Below are 19,950 nucleotides of genomic sequence, written 5' to 3'. Positions count from 1 at the left end.
TCAAAACTATGAAAAGGCCACACAATCGTCGCCGTCCATTTTTGACGCCGCTCCTTCGGCCGCTGCGAAGGCATCGCGGAAGATGATGAGCTTGCGCGCCTGCGCGCTCGCATATTCCGTATAGAAGGCATGCGAGATCCACAGGCGCGAATGTCCGCGCCGGCCGCTCCAGCCGATGCCGCCGATCGCTTCTGCCTCAGCGATCTTGCGGCTGGCATGGGCGCGCGACAGTGCAAAGAAACGGGCGAGATAGGAGATCGAGTTGACATCCGTCAGATAGCCGCCGGGCTGGACGACCTGCCGGTCGATACCCGCGACGAGCCGGTCCATCAGGTGCCCACCCGCATCGGTCCAGGCGAAGATGCGATAGAGCGGGCCCGGCATGCGCACTTCGGGATTGGCCAGGAGACCATCGCTGATGATGGGCGCAATGAGCGGAAGGAGCCGCTCGGGCGCGGCAAGAAAGGCCTCCGCCCTCGCTGCGCCATCGATGCGGTCGAGCGCGGCCAGATGCAAGACATACCACTGCGCCAGCACCGCGAAAGCCTCCGGGGCGGGCACGATCTCCTCCGCCCGGCCCTCCTCCGCCGCCGGAAGCACGAGGCCGTATTTCAGAATTTCGTCGAAGAAGGCATAGGCGGTGTTGCGGCTGGCAATGCCATGCTGCAGGGCAAGGTAGCCGATATCCCGTCGCGACACGCCAGGCCCGCCCGTGCTCAGCGCCCGGAAATGCCGGGCAATCGCGACCTGGCAGAGCAGCCAGCGCTGCTGGGTGGCGAACAGTGCGGAAGGACGCGGCGCGACGACGTGGCTCTCGACGAAGCCCTGCGCCAGCAGCCCGACCGCCTCGGCAAATCCCTCCGCCACCATCAGGCGTTCGATGCCGCCCGCGGCCCCATGCGATCCCGGCTGGCCCTTGCGGCGCAGGGGCACGACGGTCTTTGCGTTTTTGGTCTCGTTGTCAGGCACGATATATTCCCGTTCACCCCCAAGGGCATCCTTCCAAAGGAATAATCGGATCGGGCGGGCCACGTCCTGAAGCCGCGGCGGTGCGGTTTTAAAGTTTTCTGATATTTTTCTGAAAGCCGCCCGCAGCGCATCGCAACCGCTTCGCCGGCCGGTTGACGGCCCGGGCGCACGCTCACTATGGTGCGCCGCGTTCAAGGTGGGGCCTGGGGAGGATCCGTGTTCTTTTTTGCGGGCTTCGTTCTGGACACCGACCGCGCCGAATTGCGCGGCGCAGACGGTTCCGTGACGCGTTTGCGCCCCAAAACCCTCGAACTCCTCCGGCTTCTGGTGACCAACAGCCACCGCGTCCTCGGCAAGGAAGAGCTGATGGAGGCCATCTGGCCCGGCATCCATGTCGGCGAGGACAGCCTTTTCCAATGCATCCGCGAAATCCGCGCCGCGCTGGGCGACAACAAGCGGCGGATGGTGCAGGTCGTGTCCGGCCGGGGCTATCGCTTTGCCCTCGACGTCACCACCGGGCAGAGGGCCGAGCCCCCACCGCAAGCGCCCGTCGAAAGACGGCCGCGCAAACCGCTTCTCGTCGCCGGACTGGCCCTTCTCGTCCTCCTTGCCGCAGGTCTCGCCGCCTTCCTTCTTGACGGCAACCGTCTTTTCCAGCCGCCCCGGCTGGTGGTCGAGCTGCTGCCGGTCGAGAACACCGATGCAGGCCCGGAGGGCACCAACCTCGTGCGCGGCCTCACCTCGGAACTCGTCAACGGCTTTTCCGGGATCGAGGGCATCGACCTGATCCTGCCTGCCGGCAAGGCCGCGCCGGAACAGCGCGGCTTCACGACCTTGCAGGTCCAGAGCGAACTGAAGCGCAGCGCCGAGGCCTGGATCCTCCAGGCGCGCCTCATCGACGTCGCCAGCCGGGAGGTCCGGGTCGTCGCCGAAACCGCGGCGGATGCAGCCGATCCCGACCGCCAGCACCTGCTGTCCCGGCTGGCCGCCGGCATCGGCTATCCGCTGGCGGCCCGCCTGAGCATGCTTCAGGAGCCGGAACAGCGGGAGGCCGGCGCCTCCGACGTCGCCATCGGGCAGGCGGTCGCGGCGATCAACCAGACGACGCGGGAACGTTTCGACACCGCACGGGCCATTCTGGAAAAGTACCTCGCCAACGATCCCGGCAATGTCGACCTGCGGGTCGCGCTGGCCGGCCTTCATATGCGCGCCGTACAGATGAGCTGGTATGCCCCGGCCGAAAGCATCGCCGCGGAGAACGATGCACGCGCGCTCCTGGAAGAGGCGCTCAAGACGCGGCCCCACTCCCTGCCGGTGCTCGATGCCTATTGCCGTTTTCTGACCGTGAGCAACCAGTTCGCCGAAAGCCTCGTCGCCTGCGCACGGGCGCTGACCGTCAATCCCTGGGACGGCGCGGCGCTCTACAATCTCGGTCTGACACAGGTCCAGCTCGGCCGCTTCGCCGATGCGCTCGCAACCTTCGGCAAGGCCGACCGCTATGACACGCCCGAGGTCTCGCGCTGGACCTGGCTGCTCGGGGAAGGCTGGGTCAATCTGCTGCTCGGTCGCAACGAGGAGGCCATCGCGTTCCTCAACCGCTCCATCGCCATCACGCCCGGCTCCGGCCGGTCCTACCTGCTGCTCGCCACCGCCCATCATCGCCTCGGCCAGCGAACGGAGGCAAAGGCGGCCCTGGCGAAGGCCATGGAATTGCGGCCCGGCGCCACGGCCCGCAACATCGCGCTGCCGACCCGTAACGTCAGCGACACCTATCTTGCCGCCAGCAATGCGATCATCCGCAGCCTTGTCGAAGTCGGCCTGCCGACGGGCCTGCCGCGATAGACGGTCCGCACCGCATCTATTTACTTAATATGTTAAATATGTACGTTTGAGGCGGCCGGCGCATCGGCCTGCCCGCATCAGACATTCCCTCCTCGAACGACACTCCCGAGGCTCCTATCGCATGCAGTCCCGCCGCTCGCTCCTGCTCGCCGCGCTGACGGTCGGCGCCTTTGCCATCGGGCTCGATGCTTATGTCATTCTCGGGGCGCTGGAAGCCGTCATGCGCGACCTTGCCATAGCACCGGCGACGGCCGGGTGGATCGTCTCGGCCTATGCCTTCTGCTACGCGCTCTTCGCGCCGCTGAATGCCTGGGCGTTCCGCCACTGGAGCGGGCGCAACCTGCTGATCCTTTCCGCCGTCATCTTCTCCGCCGGAAATCTCCTTGCCGGCCTTGCTCCCGATTTCGCCCTGCTGATCGCCGGCCGCGTCGTCTCGGCCTTCGGAGCCGCGATGTTCACGCCGGCGGCGACCGCGCTCGCCACGGAACTGCTGCCGCCGGAGCGCAAGGGCTTCGCCCTCTCCCTCATTTTCGGCGGCATGACGGTGGCGCAGGCGGCCGGCGTCCCGCTGACCGCGTGGATCGCCGCGACGCTGGACTGGCGCTATGCCTTCTTCTTCGTGGTCGTCTTTGGCGTCATCGCCGCGCTGCTGCTTACCGGGTTGCTTTCCGGTCTTCCCCCCGGCCGGATACAGCCGGTCGCGGGCGAAGGACGGCTGGCCCTTCCGGGGCCGGTCTATGGGCTTCTTGCCGTCACCTTCCTCATCGTGACGGCGGAGTTCGCCGTCTATTCCTATGTCAGCCTGCTGTTCGCCGAGACCGCCCTTCGGGGCGTTCCCGTGCTGCCCGCCTATGGGATCGGCGCGGTGCTCGGCAATGTCGCGACCGGCGTGCTCACCGACCGGGTGGGGCCTGCCCTTGTCCTCTTCATCGCCGTCGGCGTGCAGACCCTGCTCCTGGTGGCGCTCGTGCTTGCGCGGGCGCAGGCCGGCCTCGTCGTCGCGCTTGCCTTCCTGTGGGGGATCGTCAGCTACATGTATCTCGTGCCCATCCAGCACCAGCTGCTGGAGCGGGCCGCCGGCATGGCGAACCTCGCCCTCGCCGCCAACAGCGCCCTCATCTATGTCGGCATCGGCACGGGCAGCTGGATCGGCGGACGCGTGATCGAGGCGCTTGGCATCCAAGCGCTTGCCGGCACCACAGCGGTGCTGGGCGGCGGCGCGCTGCTGGTGGCCATGGTTTTCATGCGAAGACGCTAATCGCCCTCGGACGGAAACGGCTTTGTGTCCGCCCTGCCGCCGGCAAAAGAACGTTTCGCCCGTCGCGAGAAAAATAGAATACTAAATCCATAGACAATTAGAACAAGGCGCTAAGGTTGGTCCATCGCAACACCGGACACGACCATGACCCTTCATCGAAACCGTCTCGCCCTTCGTCTCGCCATCCTTGCTGCCGGTCTCTTCCCGGCCGTGGTTTCCGCCGCCGACGCGCCCGCCAAGGGCGGCACGCTGGTCTATCTGGAGCAGCAGGCCCATACCAACCTCTATCCGCCGGCCGGAGGCTTCTACCCGAACGGTGGCATCCTCAACCAGATCACCGACAAGCTGACCTACCAGAATCCCAAGACGCTGGAGATCGAGCCGTGGCTCGCCGAATCCTGGCAGGTCAATGCGGACGCCACCGAATATACGTTCAAGCTTCGGCCCGGCATCACCTTCTCCGACGGCACGCCGCTCGACGCCAACGCGGTCGCGAAGAATTTCGACACGTTCGGCCTCGGCAACAAGGCGCTGAAGCAGCCGGTCTCGGAGGTGGTGAACAACTACGAGCGCAGCGAAGTCATCGATCCGCTGACCGTGAAATTCCATTTCAAGAAGCCCTCGCCGGGCTTCCTGCAGGGCACCTCGGTGATCGGCTCGGGCATCGTCTCGCTCGCGACCCTCGCCCTGCCCTTCGAGCAGCTCGGCGACGCGACCAAAATCGTCGGCTCCGGCCCCTTCGTCGTCTCGGCCGAGACGCTCGGCAAGACGCTCGACCTCAAGGCTCGCGAGGACTACGCCTGGGGGCCGGCGAAGCTGGAGCACCAGGGCCGCGCCTATCTCGACGAGATCAAGTACATCATCACCGGCGAGGACAGCGTGCGCATCGGCGCCCTCCTGGCCGGGCAGGCGGACTTCATCCGCCAGATCCAGGCCTATGACGAGGCGCAGGTCGAAAGCCAGGACTTCCAGCTCTATACGCCCGGCACGCGCGGCATCAACAATTCCATTGTCTTCCGTCCGGACAATCCGCTCGTCTCCGACGTGAAGGTGCGCAAGGCCCTGTCGCTCGCCGTCAACCGCGACGAGATCATCGCCACGCTCTTCTCCAAGAGCTATCCCAAGGCGACATCGATCCTCGCCTCCACGGCCATCGGCTACGTGCCGCAGGACGACAAGCTGGCCTACGACCCGGAACAGGCCAAGGCGCTGCTCGACGAGGCGGGCTTCAAGCCCGGCGCAGACGGCATCCGCGAAAAGGACGGCCAGAAGCTGGTGCTGACCTCCTACGCCTCGCTGCCGCAGCCGCAGAGCCAGGCGGTGCTGCAGCTCATCGCCCAGCAATGGGCCGGGATCGGCGTGAAGCTGAACGTGCTGGCGGGCGATGCCGGTAGCAAGACCGTGGACGAACTCGACCCGCTGAAAACACCGGTCGCCGTCGCCATGGTCGGGCGCGCCGACCCCGACGTCGTCAAGAGCCAGTACTATCCGACGCTGCGCAACGTGCTGGTCCAGAAGGGCGGCACCAGCGACAAGGTGAAGACCTTCGTCGACGAGAAACTGAACGCCATCCTCGACGAGATCGCCTCTGAGCCCGACCGAGAGAAGCGCCTGAAGGCCGTCGCAGAGGCACAGGCCCATGTGCTGGAACAGGCCTATGCGGTGCCGATCTTCGAGGAGCCGCAGGCTTTCGCCGGCGCCCACTACGTCAAGGGCGTCGCCTTCGAGGCGGTCGGCCGTCCCGCCTTCTACAGCACCTGGCTCGACAAGTGAGATCGCGGGAATGGCCGGCTGGCCCGGCCGTTCCCCCTTTCGGAGAGATGCGATGACACGCTACGTCACCGGCCGGATCGGACAGGCCATCCTCGTCCTGTGGGCCGCCTTCACCCTGTCCTTCATCCTGCTGCAGGCCATGCCCGGCGATGCGGTGCTGATCAAGTTCCTCAACCCGGAATTCGGCCTCAGCGCCGATCAGGTCCGTGAGATCCGCGCCGCCTACGCGGTCGATTCCAGCCTTCCGGTGCAGTATCTCCACACGCTGGCAAACTTCCTGACCGGCGATTTCGGCTATTCCATGCAGGCCGGCGTGCCGGTCTCCGCGCAACTTGCGACAAACCTGCCGCCGACGCTGGCGCTCGCCGCCCTCGGCTTTGCCGCCGCCACGGTGCTCGCCGTCGCCATCGCCCTCCTCTCCACACTCGCGCCCTTCGCCTGGCTGCGCAATCTCGTGCAGTCGCTGCCGGCGCTGCTCATTTCCGTACCGGTGTTCTGGCTGGCGATCATGCTTATCCAGATCTTCTCCTTCCGGCTGAAGCTGGTCTCGGTCATCAATCCCGGCCCGTGGGAAAGTCTCGTCCTTCCGGTCGCCACGCTCGCCGTACCCATCGCCGCGCCGCTGGCGCAGATCCTCATCCGCGCCATCGACGAGATCCGCACACGGCCCTTCGTCGGCGTGGCGCGCGCCAAGGGGGCGAGCGAATTCCACCTCATCTGGCGGCATGTCGCCCGCAATGCGCTGCTGCCCACCCTCACCATCGCCGGCGTGCTGTTCGGCGAACTGCTGGCGGGGGCCGTCGTCACGGAGACCGTCTTCGGCCTCAACGGTATCGGCGGCCTCACCGAAAAGGCCGTGAGCAACCAGGACCTCTCGGTGCTGCAGGCCGTCGTGGTGGTCTCGGCCGCCGCCTTCGTCACCATCAACCTTGCCGTGGACCTTGCCTTCCCCTTGCTCGATCCACGCCTCAGAACCCGGAACGGTGCCCAGTCATGACCAGCGTCGATATCTTTACCGGTCTGGCGCCCGCCGCCCGCCAGAGGACTGCCGGCAAGGCGCGCCGCAGCCTCGCCGCCACGCTCAAGGCATTTCCCTACGGGCTGGCGCTCGCCTGGCTCACCCTCGCCACCGTGCTCCTCTGGGCGGCCGTACCGCAACTCTTCACCGCCTACGATCCGCTGGCCGGCGCGCCCGGCGGCCAGTTGAAGGCCCCGTCCGCCGCCCATCTTCTCGGCACGGACGCGCTCGGCCGCGACCTCTTCGCCCGCATCGTCCACGGCGCGGTGCATTCGCTCTCCGGGGCGCTCGCCGCCGTCGGCGTCGGCCTCCTCGCCGGCACCGCGCTCGGCCTCGTCGCCGGGTCGGTGCGCGGGCGGGTGGATACGGTGCTGATGCGTCTCGTCGACGTGCTGCTTTCCATTCCCACCCTGCTCCTTTCCCTCAGCATCATCATCCTTCTCGGCTTCGGCACGCTGAACGCCGCCATCGCCGTCGGCGCGACCGCCATCGCGGGCTTCGCCCGGCTGATGCGGGCCGAGGTGGTGCGGGTGCGCAACGCCGAATTCGTCGAAGCCGCCTTCGGCAGCGGCGGCACCTTCGCCGCGGTGCTGTGGCGGCATATCCTGCCCAATTCGCTGACCTCGGTCGTCGCCTATACGGCCGTGCAGTTCGGCTGGGCGATCCTGCAGATCTCGACGCTCGGGTTCCTCGGCTACGGCGCCCCGCCGCCAACGCCGGAATGGGGCCTGCTCATCGCCGAGGGCCGCAACTATCTCGCCACGGCCTGGTGGCTCACCGCCGCCCCCGGCCTCGTCGTCGTCGCCGTGGTGCTTGCGGCCAACCGTATCAGCCGCTCGATCGGAAGGAAGGTGTGATGACCCCGGTTCTCGACATCCGCGACCTCCGCGTCTCCTACAGCCAGGGCGATGCCCGGACCACTGTCGTGCACGGCGTCTCCTTCTCCATTGCGCCCGGCGAGGTCGTGGCGCTGGTCGGGGAAAGCGGCTCGGGCAAGACCTCCACCGCGCAGGCCGTCATCGGCCTGCTGCCGGAGAACGGCCGGCTGGAGTCCGGCGCGATCCTGCTCAACGGAGAAGATATTTCCCGCTGGAACGCCAGGCGCCTGCGCAGCATCCGCGGCGCGGTCGTCAGCCTCATCCCGCAGGACCCCGGCAACTCGCTCAACCCCGTGCTGACGGTCGGCGCGCAGGTGCGCGAAATCCTCGAACTGCACGGCCGGCTCGACCGGCGGGAGGCAGATCGCCAGGTGATCGAACTTCTCGGCCATGTCGGCCTGTCCGATCCGGCGCTGCGAGCAAAGCAATATCCGCATGAACTGTCGGGCGGCATGAAGCAGCGCGTGCTGATCGCCATCGCCATTGCCCTGAAGCCCGCCCTCATCATCGCCGACGAGCCGACCTCCGCGCTCGACGTCACCGTGCAGCGCCGCATCCTCGACCTGATCGACGACCTGCGCCGCGAACATGGCACCGCCGTCCTCTTCGTCACCCACGATCTCGGCGTTGCCGCCGACCGCTCCGACCGCATCGTCGTGCTGCAGGGCGGGCGCATCCAGGAACAGGGCGAGACCGCCGCCGTGCTCGCCGCACCGGCCAGCGCCTATACGCGCAAGCTGCTCTCCGACGTCCCCTCCCTTGCCCGCGCCGCATCGCGGCCGCCCGTGGGAGACGGCCGGCCGGTGGCCGTCGCCGTCCAGAACCTCGTGCAGGATTTCGACCTGCCGGGCGGGCGGAAATTCCGCGCCGTCGACGACGTCTCCTTCACCGTCGCACGTGGCACCACCCATGCCGTCGTCGGCGAATCCGGTTCCGGCAAGACGACGACCATCCGCGCCATCGCCGGTTTCCAGAAGCCGACGGGCGGCCAGACCCTTGTCGGCGGCCTGGACGCCAGCAGTCTGAAGGCCGGGACCCTCCGCCAGTTCCGACGCAAGATCCAGCTCGTCTATCAGAACCCCTGGGGTTCGCTCGATCCACGTCAGACGGTTCAGGCGATCGTCGAGGAGCCGCTGCTCAATTTCGAGCCGCTCGGCCGAGACGAACGCGCCGCGCGCGTCGCCGCGATCATCGAACGCGTCGGCCTGCCGGCAAGCGTGCTGTCCCGTCTGCCGCATGCACTTTCCGGCGGCCAACGGCAGCGCGTCGCCATCGCCCGCGCACTGGTGCTGGAACCCGAGGTCGTGGTGCTCGACGAGGCGGTTTCGGCGCTCGACGTCACCGTGCAGGCGCAGATCCTCGATCTTCTGGCCGAACTGCAGCGTGATCTCGGCCTGACCTATGTCTTCGTCTCGCACGACCTGGCCGTGGTGCGCCAGATCGCGGACACCGTCTCCGTGCTGCAGAACGGCAGGCAGGTCGATTATGGCCCGGTCGAGGCCGTCTTCGCCAATCCCGCCAGCGCCTATACGCGCGAACTCATCGCCGCCATTCCCGGCAGCAAACTTCCGCAAGCCCTTTCAACCGGACTGACCCCATGACCAGAACCAACACTCCCAAGAGACTGGGCTTCTTCACCCGTCTGCTCGATGACGCACCTGCCGGCGAGCGGTATCGCCTGGCGGCCGAGCAGATCGCCCATGCCGAGCAGAACGGCTTCGACAGCGCCTGGATCGCCCAGCACCATTTCCACGCCGATGAAGGCGGCCTGCCCGCGCCCGCCGTCTTCCTCGCCCATGTCGCGGCGCAGACCTCCACCATCCGGCTCGGCACCGGCGTCATCACCCTGCCGATGGAGAACGCACTGCGCGTCGCCGAGGATACGGCCGTGCTCGATCTCCTTTCCGGCGGGCGGCTGGAGATCGGTTTTGGCACCGGCGGCACGCGGGAATCCTTCGAAGCCTTCGGCATCGCACCGGAAAGGCGCGGCGAGGTCTATGCGGAAAACCTCGGCATCATCAGGGACGCCTGGACCGGAAGGCCGCTCAAGGGCGGCAACAGGCTCTACCCGCAGGCCCCGCATCTCATTGACCGGGTGTGGCTCGCCACCTTCTCGGCCGGCGGCGCGCGGCTTGCCGGCCTTTCCGGCGACGGGCTGATGCTTTCGCGCACCCAGCCGCGCCCGGCCGAAACGCCGGACGCAACCCTCGACGACATCCAGAACCCGATCATCGACGCCTATCTCGCGGCTCTGCCCGAGGGACGCGCGCCGCGCATCCTCGGCTCGCGCAGCCTCTTCGTCGCCGACGATCGCAAGCGGGCGCTGGCGCTGGCCGAAACCGGCCTGCGGCGCATCGCGGACCGCTTCGTGGAACTCGGCCACCGCATTCCCGGCAACACGGTCGAGGACCTGATCAAGGGGCTCGACAGCCATGTCGGCACGCCGGACGACGTCATCGCCTCGCTCAAGGCCGATACCGCGCTCTCCCGCGCCACCGATGTCGTCTTCCAGGTCCACTCCATCGATCCGCCGCACGCGGATATCCTCCGCTCCATCGAACTGATCGCCGCCGAGGTCGCCCCCGCCCTCGGCTGGCGTGGGCCGTCGAAACCGCAGCTCGTCGCTGCGCAGTAACCAAGAGAGACTTCCATGACCGATACGATCGACATCATCGACCATCTGGCCGGCATCGCCCCTCAGTCCAGGGGCGACGCGCTGCGCACCCGCCGTCCCGTAACGCGCGAGCACGCCCAGAAGAGCTGGCGCGCCCTCTTCACGCCCACTGACGCCGGCGCGGTGTCGCTGCCCGAGCGCTTCGCCGTCGCGACCTTCGTTGCCGCGCTGCATGGCGCGCCGCAGATCGCCGCCTTCTACGGCGAAAGGCTCGCGGAGACGGAAAACGGCCCGGCGCTCCTGTCCACCGTCAAGGGGCTTGCCGCGCTTCACGCCGCCGAAGGCCCCTATGGCCGTTATCCCGCCGGGGCCCTCAGCGCCGAGGATGCCGACGGTCCCGTCTTCAGCATCGGCGAAGCCGACCGTGCAGTGCTCGGCGACCGGCTCGCCGCCGCGCTGGAGCACGCGCATCTCCTGGTCTACCGCCCACGCGAGGCGAGCCCTGCCGCGCTGCAGACCTTGCTTTCCGCCGGCTGGAGCACGACCGGCATCGTCACGCTCTCCCAGCTCGTTTCCTTCCTCGCCTTTCAGATCCGCGTCGTCGCCGGCCTGAAGACCCTTGCCGCCGCCTGACGGAGCCTTTCCATGACCGACACCATCATCGAACCCGCCATCGAAAACCCGCCCGTCGCCTTCACGCAGGATCATATCGGCTGGACCGCGTGGTTGCCGCCGCTCGCCGAAGACGAGCTGAACGAGCGCCACTATGAGGCGCTGGTCGACAAGGCGCGCGCCAAATCAAGCTATTTCGCTCTGCTGGTGCGCGATCCGGACATCCTGGAAGCCCGCACCAAGACCGACAATGACATCTTCTACAACACGAAGGACGGCCTGCCGCGCGCCGAGCGGGAGCTCGCCGCCACCGCCGCCTCGCGCCTCAATGGCTGCATCCTGTGCGCCTCCGTGCATTCGCGCTTCGCCACGCAGCATTCCAAGCGCCCGGAGGATGTGCAGAAGCTGCTCGATGAGGGTCTTTCGGCCGATCTCGGCGAGCGTTGGAATGCCATCGTCGCCGCCTCCGCCGCGCTCAGTGCCACGCCGCCGGCCTTCGGCACGGCGCATGTGGAGCGTCTGCGCGCCGCCGGCCTTGCCGACGAGGAGATTTCCGACCTCGTGCACGGTGCCTCGTTCTTCAACTGGGCGAACCGCCTGATGCTCTCGCTGGGTGAGCCGACGCCGGCGGCGGCCTGAAGCGCTTCCGGGAACCGGTCGCCAATGCCTTCAGGCCATGGCGATTGGCCCTAACCATCCGCGAGCGGCAGGGTCGCCACCCGGCTGCCACGGAAGATCTCGTGAAAGGTGGAGGATGGCACCGGCTCCTCGAAATCCTTGTAGAGGCAGCGCGCCTCCACCACGATATCGTAGCCGACGGTTGCCATGTCTTCCCCCAGCGCTAGAATGGGCAGGACGCCGTTCCACACCTCGCCGTCGCAATGGAAGGGCAAGGCCTGCGGACGCGCCTTCTGCGGCACGGCGATCTCCTCGGCGAGAACAGTCGTCCATTGCGGCTCGTCCGTCTCGCAGTCGGCCATGCAGCGCGACAGCGCCACCTGGCCGTTGTCGGTCAGCATGGCGATATGCGGGCGGCCGTCCCTGTCGAAGGCAAGGTCGGTGCCCTCGCCCACACCCTTGCCGGGATTGACGGCATTCGCCGACCAGCCATCCTCCGTATCGCAGTTCTCGTTGCACCAGGCGTAGAGCAGCTGGTGGGCAAGGTCCGGCGCCTCCGTGCCGTCGCCGGCAAAGAGCGCGAGGCGGGGCTTGCCCCCCGGCGTGAAGGCGAGATCCCAGGTCGGACTCGGATAGGATCCGCTGCCCTGCTGCACGATGAAGGTGCGCTTCCAGTTCGCCTTGTCGGCGCAGGCGGCAGCGCAGCCGTAGTAATAGAGGCCCTGCTTGAGCTGCGTGCCGTCCTCCGCGAAGGGATAGAGGCCGGCGACGACGCCTATCGTGCCGTTCTCCGCCACCGCCAGCGCCGGCTTGTTGAAGGACTCCGCGTTGTAGCCGACATGCACGGCAAGGTCGGTCTCGCTCCAGTTCGCGCGCTCGGTGCAGCCCTTGTCGCAGGCCATGACGAAGGCGCCGTAGTGGTCCGGCTCGATGAGATAATTGGCGTCGGTATAGATGAACCGCGGGTTGCCCTTGCCGTCGAGCACGAAGGTGCGGTCCGGCACGCGCGTCGTCAGCGCCTCGCTGACGAGATTGTCGCCGCTCTCGGCAATGCGCGCGAACGTCCAGTTGCCGGTTTCCGCGCAATCGCCATCGCATTCACCGTAGGAGAAGGTCCGGTTATGGCTGGTTTCCTCGCTTGGCGGGCGAGCGACGACGTAGAGGCGCGGTTTACCCTCCGGCGTTACGGCAAGCTGCAACTTGATCGCATTCGAGAAGGGAATAGCGGCCACCGACCAGTTTTCCCGGTTCACGCCGCAATCGTCCCCCGTGCAGACGCCATAGAAGATCTGGTCCTTCGTCTTGCCGTCGTAACCGGTGAAGGCCATGTGCAGGCGTCCGTCCGCGCCGCGCGCCAGGACGATGCTGGAGGATTCCTGCTCGGGTGCGGGGAAGAACCCGCCGGCTTCGGACGCCTCGGAGCGGCCGCAGGCGGCAAGGAGAAGGGACATGCAGGAAACGGTAAGAACTGCCGCGAACAGCCTGAACATAATCGTAAATTGCCTATCGAAATCATGGGTTGCGAACGGGGATGACGGTTCTCGTCATCCGCCTATTCGCCGCAGGGACAAAAATCGTCCTGAGAGCATTTCCGGTGAAATCCGGTTCACCGGAAATGCTCCAGTTTTTTGTTCTTACCGCATTATCCGACGCCGAAGCGATCCCGCTTCGCCTGGACATGCTTAGAGGAAGAGATGGACGATGAGCGATGTCAGGACCGCATTGAGACCCATCGCGATGCCGGAAAAGAGCCCGGCGACCGGATCGACCGCGTAGGCGCGCGCCGTGCCGATGCCGTGCGAAGCAAGCCCGGCCGCAAAGCCGCGGGCGCTGTAGTCCTTGATGCGCATGGCGTTCATCATCGGCGTCACGACGATGGCCCCGCAAATGCCGGTGAGAACGACAACCGCCGCCGTCAGCGCCGGGTCGCCGGCGAGACCCGAGGAAATGGCCATGGCGACCGCCGCCGTGGTGGATTTCGGCGCGAGCGAGGCGACGACCGAGGGCGAGAAGCCGAAGAGATTGGCGAAGAACACCGTCGAGCCGACCGCTGCAACGCTGCCGACGACGAGCGCGCACAGCATGGGCACGAGGTTGCTCTTCACCAGCGCGAGCTTTTCGTAGAGCGGAATGCCGAGCGCGACGGTGGCCGGTCCGAGCAGGAAATGGATGAACTGCGCGCCTGCGAAATAGGCGCTGTATTCGATGCCGGCGACCAGGAGGATGACGGAGATGGCGGCGATCGACAGCATGATCGGATTGAGCAGCGCATTGCCGGGGCTGAGCTGCGCGATGCGCGTGGCGGCGAGCCAGACGACGAGCGTGCCGGCAAGCCACAACAGCGGCGAGGTGGTGAGATAGACCCAGAGACCGCTATTCATCCGCATAGCCTCCCGTCAGCCGCTTCACCAGGATGAAGGCCCAGACCGTCACCGTCAGCGTGATCACCGTCGACAGCAGCACGATGGCGAGAAGCGCGAAGCCCCGGTCGCGGATGAGGTCGAAATGCTGGATGATGCCGACGCCGGCCGGCACGAAGAGAATGCCGAGATTGGCGAGGATCGCTCTCGATGTTTCCAGCGTCTGCTGGTGGGCGGGCTGCAGGGCCTTCATGCCACCGGTCGCCACCAGCGCCACGGCGACCATGGCCATGCCGATGACCGGGCCGGGCACCAGACCGCCGAGGAAATAGGCGGTGATTTCACCGACCAGCTGAAAGACAAGAAGAATGGTGATTCCAACGAGCATCTGCGCCTCCGTGACTGGCCGCTCACTATGCTTGTTTTGAGGGAAAACGGGAGGCGAAACATGGCTTCATCAGGCTTTTCCCCGGTCAAACGCGAAGCCCCGGGCGACGGACGCCCGGGGCTTGCTGGACCGGCTGCGGCTTGGGAAAGCGCCGCCGGTCGTGTTGGCTGTGCCGCCGGTTATGCCGGATAGGGCTTGCCCATCCGGGCGGCGCGCAGCACGTAGTAGATGACACCCGAAATGGCGACGCCGAAGAACCAGCCATAGACGCCCCACCAGGAGGGCATGATGTCGGTCAGGCCCGGCAGGATCGACGAGAAGAGGATGCCGATGGCGGCCGCGATCAGCGCATTGACGTGCCAGCCGTTCTCGAAGCGGAACTCGCCGTCCTCACGATAGAGCGCCTCGACATTCACCCGGCCTTTGCGGATCAGGTAGTAGTCGACCATCATGACACCGAAGACCGGACCCATCGTGTTGCCGATCATGTTGACGAAATGCGCTGCGCCGCCCTCCCAGGGAGCGAACGGATAGAGCACGAGCGCGATCAGCGCCGCGATATAGCCGCCCTTCTTGAAGTCGATGTGCTTCGGGAAGACGTTGGCGAAGTCGAAGGCCGGCGAGACGAAGTTGGCGACGACGTTGATGCCGAGCGTTGCCACGGCGAAGGTGAGCGCGGCGAGCAGCGCCAGGAAGATGCTGTCGAACTTGGCCGAGATCTGGTCGGGATGCAGCAGCACCTCGCCATAGACGTTGTAGGCGGCGATGGTGGTGACGCCGGCGACCAGCGAGAAGAGGATCAGGTTGACCGGCAGGCCCCAAAGGTTGCCGACGGTCAGCGAACGTTCGCTGGGGCAGTAGCGCGAGAAGTCGCAGAAGTTGAGATAGAGCGCCGAGAAGTAGGTGACCCAGATCGCGGCCACCGCGCCAAGGGCCGCAAGGGACCCGGGAACGCCCGGCACGCCGGCATCCTTCGTCTTTTCAAGAAGAACGTCCATCGGGATCGTATGGCTGAGCGAGAAGCCGCCGGCCTTGACGACGAGATAGACGGCCAGCAGCAGCATCATGATCCAGACGGCGGGACCGGCCCAGTCCTGGAACTTGCGCACCGTTTCCATGCCGTTCTGGATGATCAGGAGCTGCAGACCCCAGACGACGACGTAGCAGATCAGTTCCAGCGTCGAGTGACCGAGCATGTGACTCGACTGTTGGAACTGCAGCAGGCTTTCGTTGCGGATGAGCAGCGCAACGATGGCACCAGAGGCGGCGGCGGTCTGCGCGCCGTACCAGAAGCAGGCGACGATGGCCCGCACGATGGCCGGGAAGTTCGCGCCCCAGATGCCGAAGGAGGCGCGGGCGAGAACCGGGAACGGCACGCCGGTGCGCACGCCGGCAACGCCGACCATGTGCATCAGGAAGAAGATGATGAGCGAGCCGACGCCGATGGCGAGGAGGAAGTTCATGAAACTTCCGCAGAACAGGAACAGACTGGCGGCGAGATAATAGCCCCACAGGCTGTGCACGTCCGACGTCCAGACGTTGAAGATGGAAAAGGCCCCCCAATTGCGCTCTTTCGCGGGCGCAAGGTCCTCGTTGTACAGTTGCGGTGATGCACCGGGCGGTATCGTCATCGTGTTCTCCTCCTGAGACGTTGACCCCTGTGGCGCGGAACCTGATCCTGTGTCTTGGGCCTGTCAATCTGGAGAAAAAAGCACGGCCGAAACGCTGCTCGGCGGAAAGAAAACGATCCGAGCCAAAATTGTTAACAATACCAGCCCTTTATAAAGCGCCTGCCGACGTTCAAGAGCAGCGCCTTTTTTGAAAGCGAACAATACTTTCAATTTCCGGAGTAAAATCCTTCAGGAAAATCGGGGTAATCCACATGGCAACGGCGGACCGGAGAGCCGCCGCGCTCCTCCTAGAGTTTGTCAGGGAAAAGTGGGAACCGGTTTTCCCGAAAAGACAAACGGAAACAAAAGAATTTAGAGCATGTCTGGTTCAATCTGAACCTGACATGCTCTAGCGGCATCTGACCCAGGGGGCGCCAGAGACTCGTCAAGCCTCGGGCGCGACCTCGGCGCGGGCGCAGCCGCGGATTTCGTCGAGCGAGCGCACGCCGAGCCGTTCCAGCAGGGCATGGAGATCGTCGAGGAGGCGGGGGAAATAGTCCGGCCGGCTCATGCTGGCCGCGCCGATCTGCACGACGTGGGCCCCGGCCATGATGAACTCCACCACGTCCTCGGCGGTGGTGATGCCGCCCGAGGCGATGACAGGGCGGTTCGCCACCTGCGCCGCCTGAACGCAGCGCCACAGCGCGAAGGGCTTCACCCCCGAGCCGGAATAGCCGCCGAAGCCGGTGGTGCCGCAGGCGAAGGTGCGCCGCTCGATATCGATGCGCGCGCCGGGAATGGCGTTGAAGAGCACCGTTCCGTCCGCCCCGCCACGCTCGGAGGCCGAAACGAAGTCCTCGATGATCATCTTGGCGGAGGTCGCCGCCTTCGACCAGAGCAGCACCTTGCCGTCGGCCGCCGCGGACAGCGTGCGGAACATGTCCTCGTTGTTTGCCGGATTGTCCCAATAGGAGGGCTCGTCCCGGCCGGCATAGGGGAAGTTGCCGTTGACCTCGACACCGGCGATGCGCCCGCTTTCCACGCAGGTGCGGATCATGCCGGCGAGCTGCGCACGGGTCGGCGCCTTGATGTTGACGAAGACCGGCACCTCTTCGGCCGGCAGGTGCGGCAGCACTTCGGCGATGAAGCGCTCCAGCGTCATGTTGTTGATGCCGAAGGCGGAGATATAGCCGTTTTCCGTATGGGCGAAGCGGCGGCAACGGTTCGGCTCGCCCTGCCAGGGCAGGAAGGAGTTGGCCACCACGGCACCGAGGCGGGTAATGTCGAAGGCATCGAGATATTCGATGATGTTGCCGAAGGTGCCTGCCGCCGACATGACAGGGTTCTTGAAGGTGACGCTGCGTGCGCCCATCGGGAGGGTTACGGAAAGATCCATGCCGGCCAGCCTCAAATATAGGGTGCGGACGCGAAGCGAAGACGCACGAGGTTCACGCGCTGAAGCGCGAACCACGGCCCGCGGCGACAGCTCGCCTCGCCATCCTTGCAATCCGTCAGGTTGACGTGACAGCTCCGGCAGGCGCCGATGCCGCAACTCATGTCCATATTGGCGTAGAGATAGGGATCGGCTCCCGGAAACGCCGCTGCGAAGGCCTCGAGCCGCGCCGGCTCCAGGGCCAGGAAGACCGATGTCCAGTCGCCGCTCTCCCCGAGACGCTGGCGGAGAACCTCCCAGAGATCCACGCCCGGCTCTTCCACGATGAGATCCGCCCCAAGCTGTGCGAAAGGCGCGACGCGGTAGAGGAAGGCGGGCGTCGTGACGACCAATGACCCCGGACCAGGGGAAACGGCAGGCTCTTCGTTCGACCAGACCGTCAGCTCCGCGCCCGCCTTCGGCACGCGGTCGTCGGCCTCGAAACGCGCCACCAGCACGACGCGGGCGCCTTCGACAGCCTCGACCGTGGCGATGCGACAGCGCGGACTATGGCGCTCCTCGGCAAAGAGCATCGTCTGGCCGGGCTGCGCGGGACCGGCAAGGCCTGATAGCGTGAGGCGCAGCCAGCGGCGCGCACCCTCGCGCCGCATCTCTTCGATTGTCAGGATTTCGGTTTCGCAAAGAAGACGCATGGTGTCACCGGACCATCAGAGTGGCGCCCGGACCCGGCGGCAGGTCCCACAGCACCCAGAAGACAAGCTGTATGACCAGCACGCCCAGAATGGCAAGCGCATAGGGCAGCGCCAGCACCAGGGGCGTGCCCACCTTCACCGCCTCCGTGCCCTTCGGCCGCCACTTATTGAGAAGGCCGATGACGAGGATGAGGAAGGGATTGACCGGGCAGATGGCGTTCAGCGGCGCATCGCCGATACGGTAGATCATCTGCGTGGCGGCGGGGCTGTAGCCGAGCGCCAGCATGAGCGGCACGAAGATCGGCGCATACATGATCCACAGCACGCTGCCGGAAATGATGAAGAGGTTCGAGACCGAGACGAGCAGCAGGAAGAGGAAGATCGCCACGCCCGGCGAGGCCTCGATGCCCTGCAGTAGCACGACGCCGTAGCTGCCGATATATTCACCGATATGGCTGTCGTTGAAGAACTTCAGGAAGATCACCGCCGCGGCCGCGACGACAAGGAAATAGGACATCGAGGAGATGCCGTTCTTCATCCACTCCGCCGCCTCGCCGAGCGATTTCAGCCGGCCGGAGAACCAGCCATAGGCGATGCCCGACAGCGCGAAATAGAGCGAGATGAGCACGACGATGCCGCCCATGAAGGGAGACTTCGGCACGATCTGGCCACCCTCCCCGCGCAGCGCCCCGCCTTCCGGCAGCAGCATGGCGAGGATCGCGCCGAGATAGACGATCGTGAAGAGGCCGGCGGCCAGAAGGCCCCGGCCCTCGTTGCCCCTGCCTTCCGCCGCTTCGTCGACGACCTCGGGCTCGATCTCCAGATCGCCGACGCGGTTCGGATGGAGCTTCGAGGGCACGAAGAAATAGGTGACGACCAGCATGGCGGCCGTCGCGGTGAAGGCGCTGAAGGCGTTGAAGTACCAGTTCATGATCGGCGAGACAGTCGCCGCCGCCTCGGCCGGCAGCACGCTCGCGGTGATGCCCGACAGGACCGTGTCCGTCTGGTTGATGACGAGCGACGCGGAGAAGCCCGCCGTGTTGCCGACGAAGACAAGGATGATGCCGAGCCAAGGGTTGAGCCCCATCTGGTAGAACAGCGTCGCGGCCAGCGGCATCAGCACGAACATCGCGGCATCGCCAAAGAGGTCCCCGTTGATCGCCAGGAACGAGACGACCGCGATGATCGCGAATTTCGGTACCCGGCGCATGAGGCTGTGAATGACCGAGGCGAGGAAGCCGGAATGTTCGGCGACCGAAATGCCCATCATCACGACCAGCGTCAGCGCGATGGGCGGGAAGCCGACCAGCAGCTTGGGAAATTCGACGATGAGATTGGCAAGATAGGAGGCGGTGAGAATGTTCTCGATGGCCACGGTCTTCGCCACCGCCTGCCCCGTCGCCGGATCGACCGTCGAGAAGGAGAGCGATACACCGCCGGCGGCCAGCGGCAGGGAGGCCAGTGCCGTCAGCGCAGCCAGCGCCAGGAGCAGCGTGAAGGGTTCGGGCAGCCGGTTGATGATGGCTTCGAGCCTGTCGAAGATATTGCTGCCGCGCTTTTCCAGCGTCCCGTCCATGCGTCCCCTACCCTGTCGTCAGAAACCTGATCCTCAGGGTTATTCCGCAAATACCCGGCGAAGGGAAGGGATTGTCGTCAGGTGACGCACCTTTCGCATACATTTATTTTCGAATCTCGGATGCAATATGAAATAATATTGCACACCATTCAGTGGACGCGGGAAAATGCCGCCCCGGTGCACCGGGGCGGCATCCGCATCAGACGAAGACCATCACGCCCGCATAACCAATCGCGATCAGCACAAGCCCGACGACGAGCATGGGCATCAGGCTGCTGCCATTGATGTCCCGGCCGCTGACATGTTCGCCGGAAAACACCATGGGCTTGCGCATTTCTTCCTTATTCAT

Annotated in this window: 18 protein-coding genes; 9 read left to right on the top strand and 9 right to left on the bottom strand. The window is 65.8% G+C overall.

All coding sequences use genetic code 11. The annotated features are described in order from the left end of the window. Positions 1-6: 6 nt before the first annotated feature. Positions 7-969: a hypothetical protein gene (locus V8U06_RS22835; RefSeq protein ID WP_427142636.1), complete on the bottom strand. Its 963-nt coding sequence runs from the start codon at positions 967-969 to the stop codon at positions 7-9. 216 nt (positions 970-1,185) lie between these two features. Between V8U06_RS22835 and V8U06_RS22830 the strand changes: the two genes are divergently transcribed. The 9 genes from V8U06_RS22830 to V8U06_RS22790 all read left to right on the top strand — a co-directional run bounded on the left by V8U06_RS22830 (position 1,186) and on the right by V8U06_RS22790 (position 11,603). After that, a complete protein-coding gene (locus tag V8U06_RS22830) occupies positions 1,186-2,811 on the top strand; it encodes a tetratricopeptide repeat protein (RefSeq protein WP_427142635.1) in 1,626 nt (541 codons plus the stop codon). A 121-nt stretch (positions 2,812-2,932) separates the two neighbouring features. Next, positions 2,933-4,069 carry an MFS transporter gene (locus V8U06_RS22825; RefSeq protein WP_427142634.1) on the top strand — a complete coding sequence of 379 codons (1,137 nt, stop codon included), beginning with the start codon at positions 2,933-2,935 and terminating at the stop codon, positions 4,067-4,069. A gap of 144 nt (positions 4,070-4,213) precedes the next feature. Then, positions 4,214-5,842, top strand: a complete 1,629-nt coding sequence (locus V8U06_RS22820; RefSeq protein ID WP_427142633.1) for a TIGR04028 family ABC transporter substrate-binding protein — start codon at positions 4,214-4,216, stop codon at positions 5,840-5,842. Between the two features lie 52 nt (positions 5,843-5,894). Next, positions 5,895-6,839, top strand: a complete 945-nt coding sequence (locus V8U06_RS22815) for an ABC transporter permease (protein ID WP_427142632.1) — start codon at positions 5,895-5,897, stop codon at positions 6,837-6,839. Next, positions 6,836-7,717, top strand: a complete 882-nt coding sequence (locus tag V8U06_RS22810) for an ABC transporter permease (protein ID WP_427142631.1) — start codon at positions 6,836-6,838, stop codon at positions 7,715-7,717. The genes V8U06_RS22815 and V8U06_RS22810 overlap by 4 nt, the downstream gene beginning before the upstream one ends. Further along, a complete protein-coding gene (locus tag V8U06_RS22805) occupies positions 7,717-9,339 on the top strand; it encodes a dipeptide ABC transporter ATP-binding protein (RefSeq protein ID WP_427142630.1) in 1,623 nt (540 codons plus the stop codon). Before V8U06_RS22810 ends, V8U06_RS22805 begins: the two co-directional genes overlap by 1 nt. Then, positions 9,336-10,373, top strand: coding sequence for a putative FMN-dependent luciferase-like monooxygenase (locus V8U06_RS22800; protein WP_427142629.1), 1,038 nt, complete (start codon positions 9,336-9,338; stop codon positions 10,371-10,373). Before V8U06_RS22805 ends, V8U06_RS22800 begins: the two co-directional genes overlap by 4 nt. Positions 10,374-10,388: 15 nt before the next feature. Further along, positions 10,389-10,985 carry a CMD domain protein gene (locus V8U06_RS22795; RefSeq protein WP_427142628.1) on the top strand — a complete coding sequence of 199 codons (597 nt, stop codon included), beginning with the start codon at positions 10,389-10,391 and terminating at the stop codon, positions 10,983-10,985. A gap of 12 nt (positions 10,986-10,997) precedes the next feature. Continuing rightward, positions 10,998-11,603, top strand: a complete 606-nt coding sequence (locus V8U06_RS22790; RefSeq protein ID WP_427142627.1) for an alkylhydroperoxidase domain protein — start codon at positions 10,998-11,000, stop codon at positions 11,601-11,603. 50 nt (positions 11,604-11,653) lie between these two features. On the opposite strand, the gene V8U06_RS22785 is transcribed toward V8U06_RS22790, so the two are convergent. The 8 genes from V8U06_RS22785 to V8U06_RS22750 form a co-directional block, all read right to left on the bottom strand. Further along, complete coding sequence (locus V8U06_RS22785; protein WP_427142626.1) at positions 11,654-13,033, bottom strand: hypothetical protein; 1,380 nt, start codon at positions 13,031-13,033, stop codon at positions 11,654-11,656. A gap of 231 nt (positions 13,034-13,264) precedes the next feature. Continuing rightward, on the bottom strand, positions 13,265-13,963 hold the full coding sequence (locus V8U06_RS22780) for an LrgB family protein (protein WP_427142625.1): 699 nt from the start codon (positions 13,961-13,963) through the stop codon (positions 13,265-13,267). Further along, complete coding sequence (locus V8U06_RS22775) at positions 13,956-14,330, bottom strand: CidA/LrgA family protein (protein WP_226923140.1); 375 nt, start codon at positions 14,328-14,330, stop codon at positions 13,956-13,958. Before V8U06_RS22775 ends, V8U06_RS22780 begins: the two co-directional genes overlap by 8 nt. Positions 14,331-14,509: 179 nt before the next feature. Then, positions 14,510-15,961 (bottom strand): NCS1 family nucleobase:cation symporter-1, encoded by a 1,452-nt coding sequence (locus tag V8U06_RS22770; protein WP_427142624.1) that lies wholly within the window; start codon positions 15,959-15,961, stop codon positions 14,510-14,512. Between the two features lie 424 nt (positions 15,962-16,385). Beyond that, the gene (locus V8U06_RS22765) at positions 16,386-17,336 is read right to left on the bottom strand and encodes a hypothetical protein (RefSeq protein ID WP_427142623.1); all 951 of its coding nucleotides are present in this window, start codon (positions 17,334-17,336) and stop codon (positions 16,386-16,388) included. 11 nt (positions 17,337-17,347) lie between these two features. Continuing rightward, positions 17,348-18,025, bottom strand: coding sequence for a hypothetical protein (locus tag V8U06_RS22760; protein WP_427142622.1), 678 nt, complete (start codon positions 18,023-18,025; stop codon positions 17,348-17,350). A gap of 4 nt (positions 18,026-18,029) precedes the next feature. Further along, positions 18,030-19,601: an AbgT family transporter gene (locus tag V8U06_RS22755; RefSeq protein WP_427142621.1), complete on the bottom strand. Its 1,572-nt coding sequence runs from the start codon at positions 19,599-19,601 to the stop codon at positions 18,030-18,032. Positions 19,602-19,800: 199 nt separating this feature from the next. After that, positions 19,801-19,950, bottom strand: coding sequence for a hypothetical protein (locus tag V8U06_RS22750; protein WP_427142620.1), 150 nt, complete (start codon positions 19,948-19,950; stop codon positions 19,801-19,803).

The organism is Shinella sp. G-2 (genome assembly GCF_050172695.1).
Classification (GTDB): domain Bacteria; phylum Pseudomonadota; class Alphaproteobacteria; order Rhizobiales; family Rhizobiaceae; genus Shinella.
This window is presented reverse-complemented; position numbering and strand designations above follow the sequence as displayed.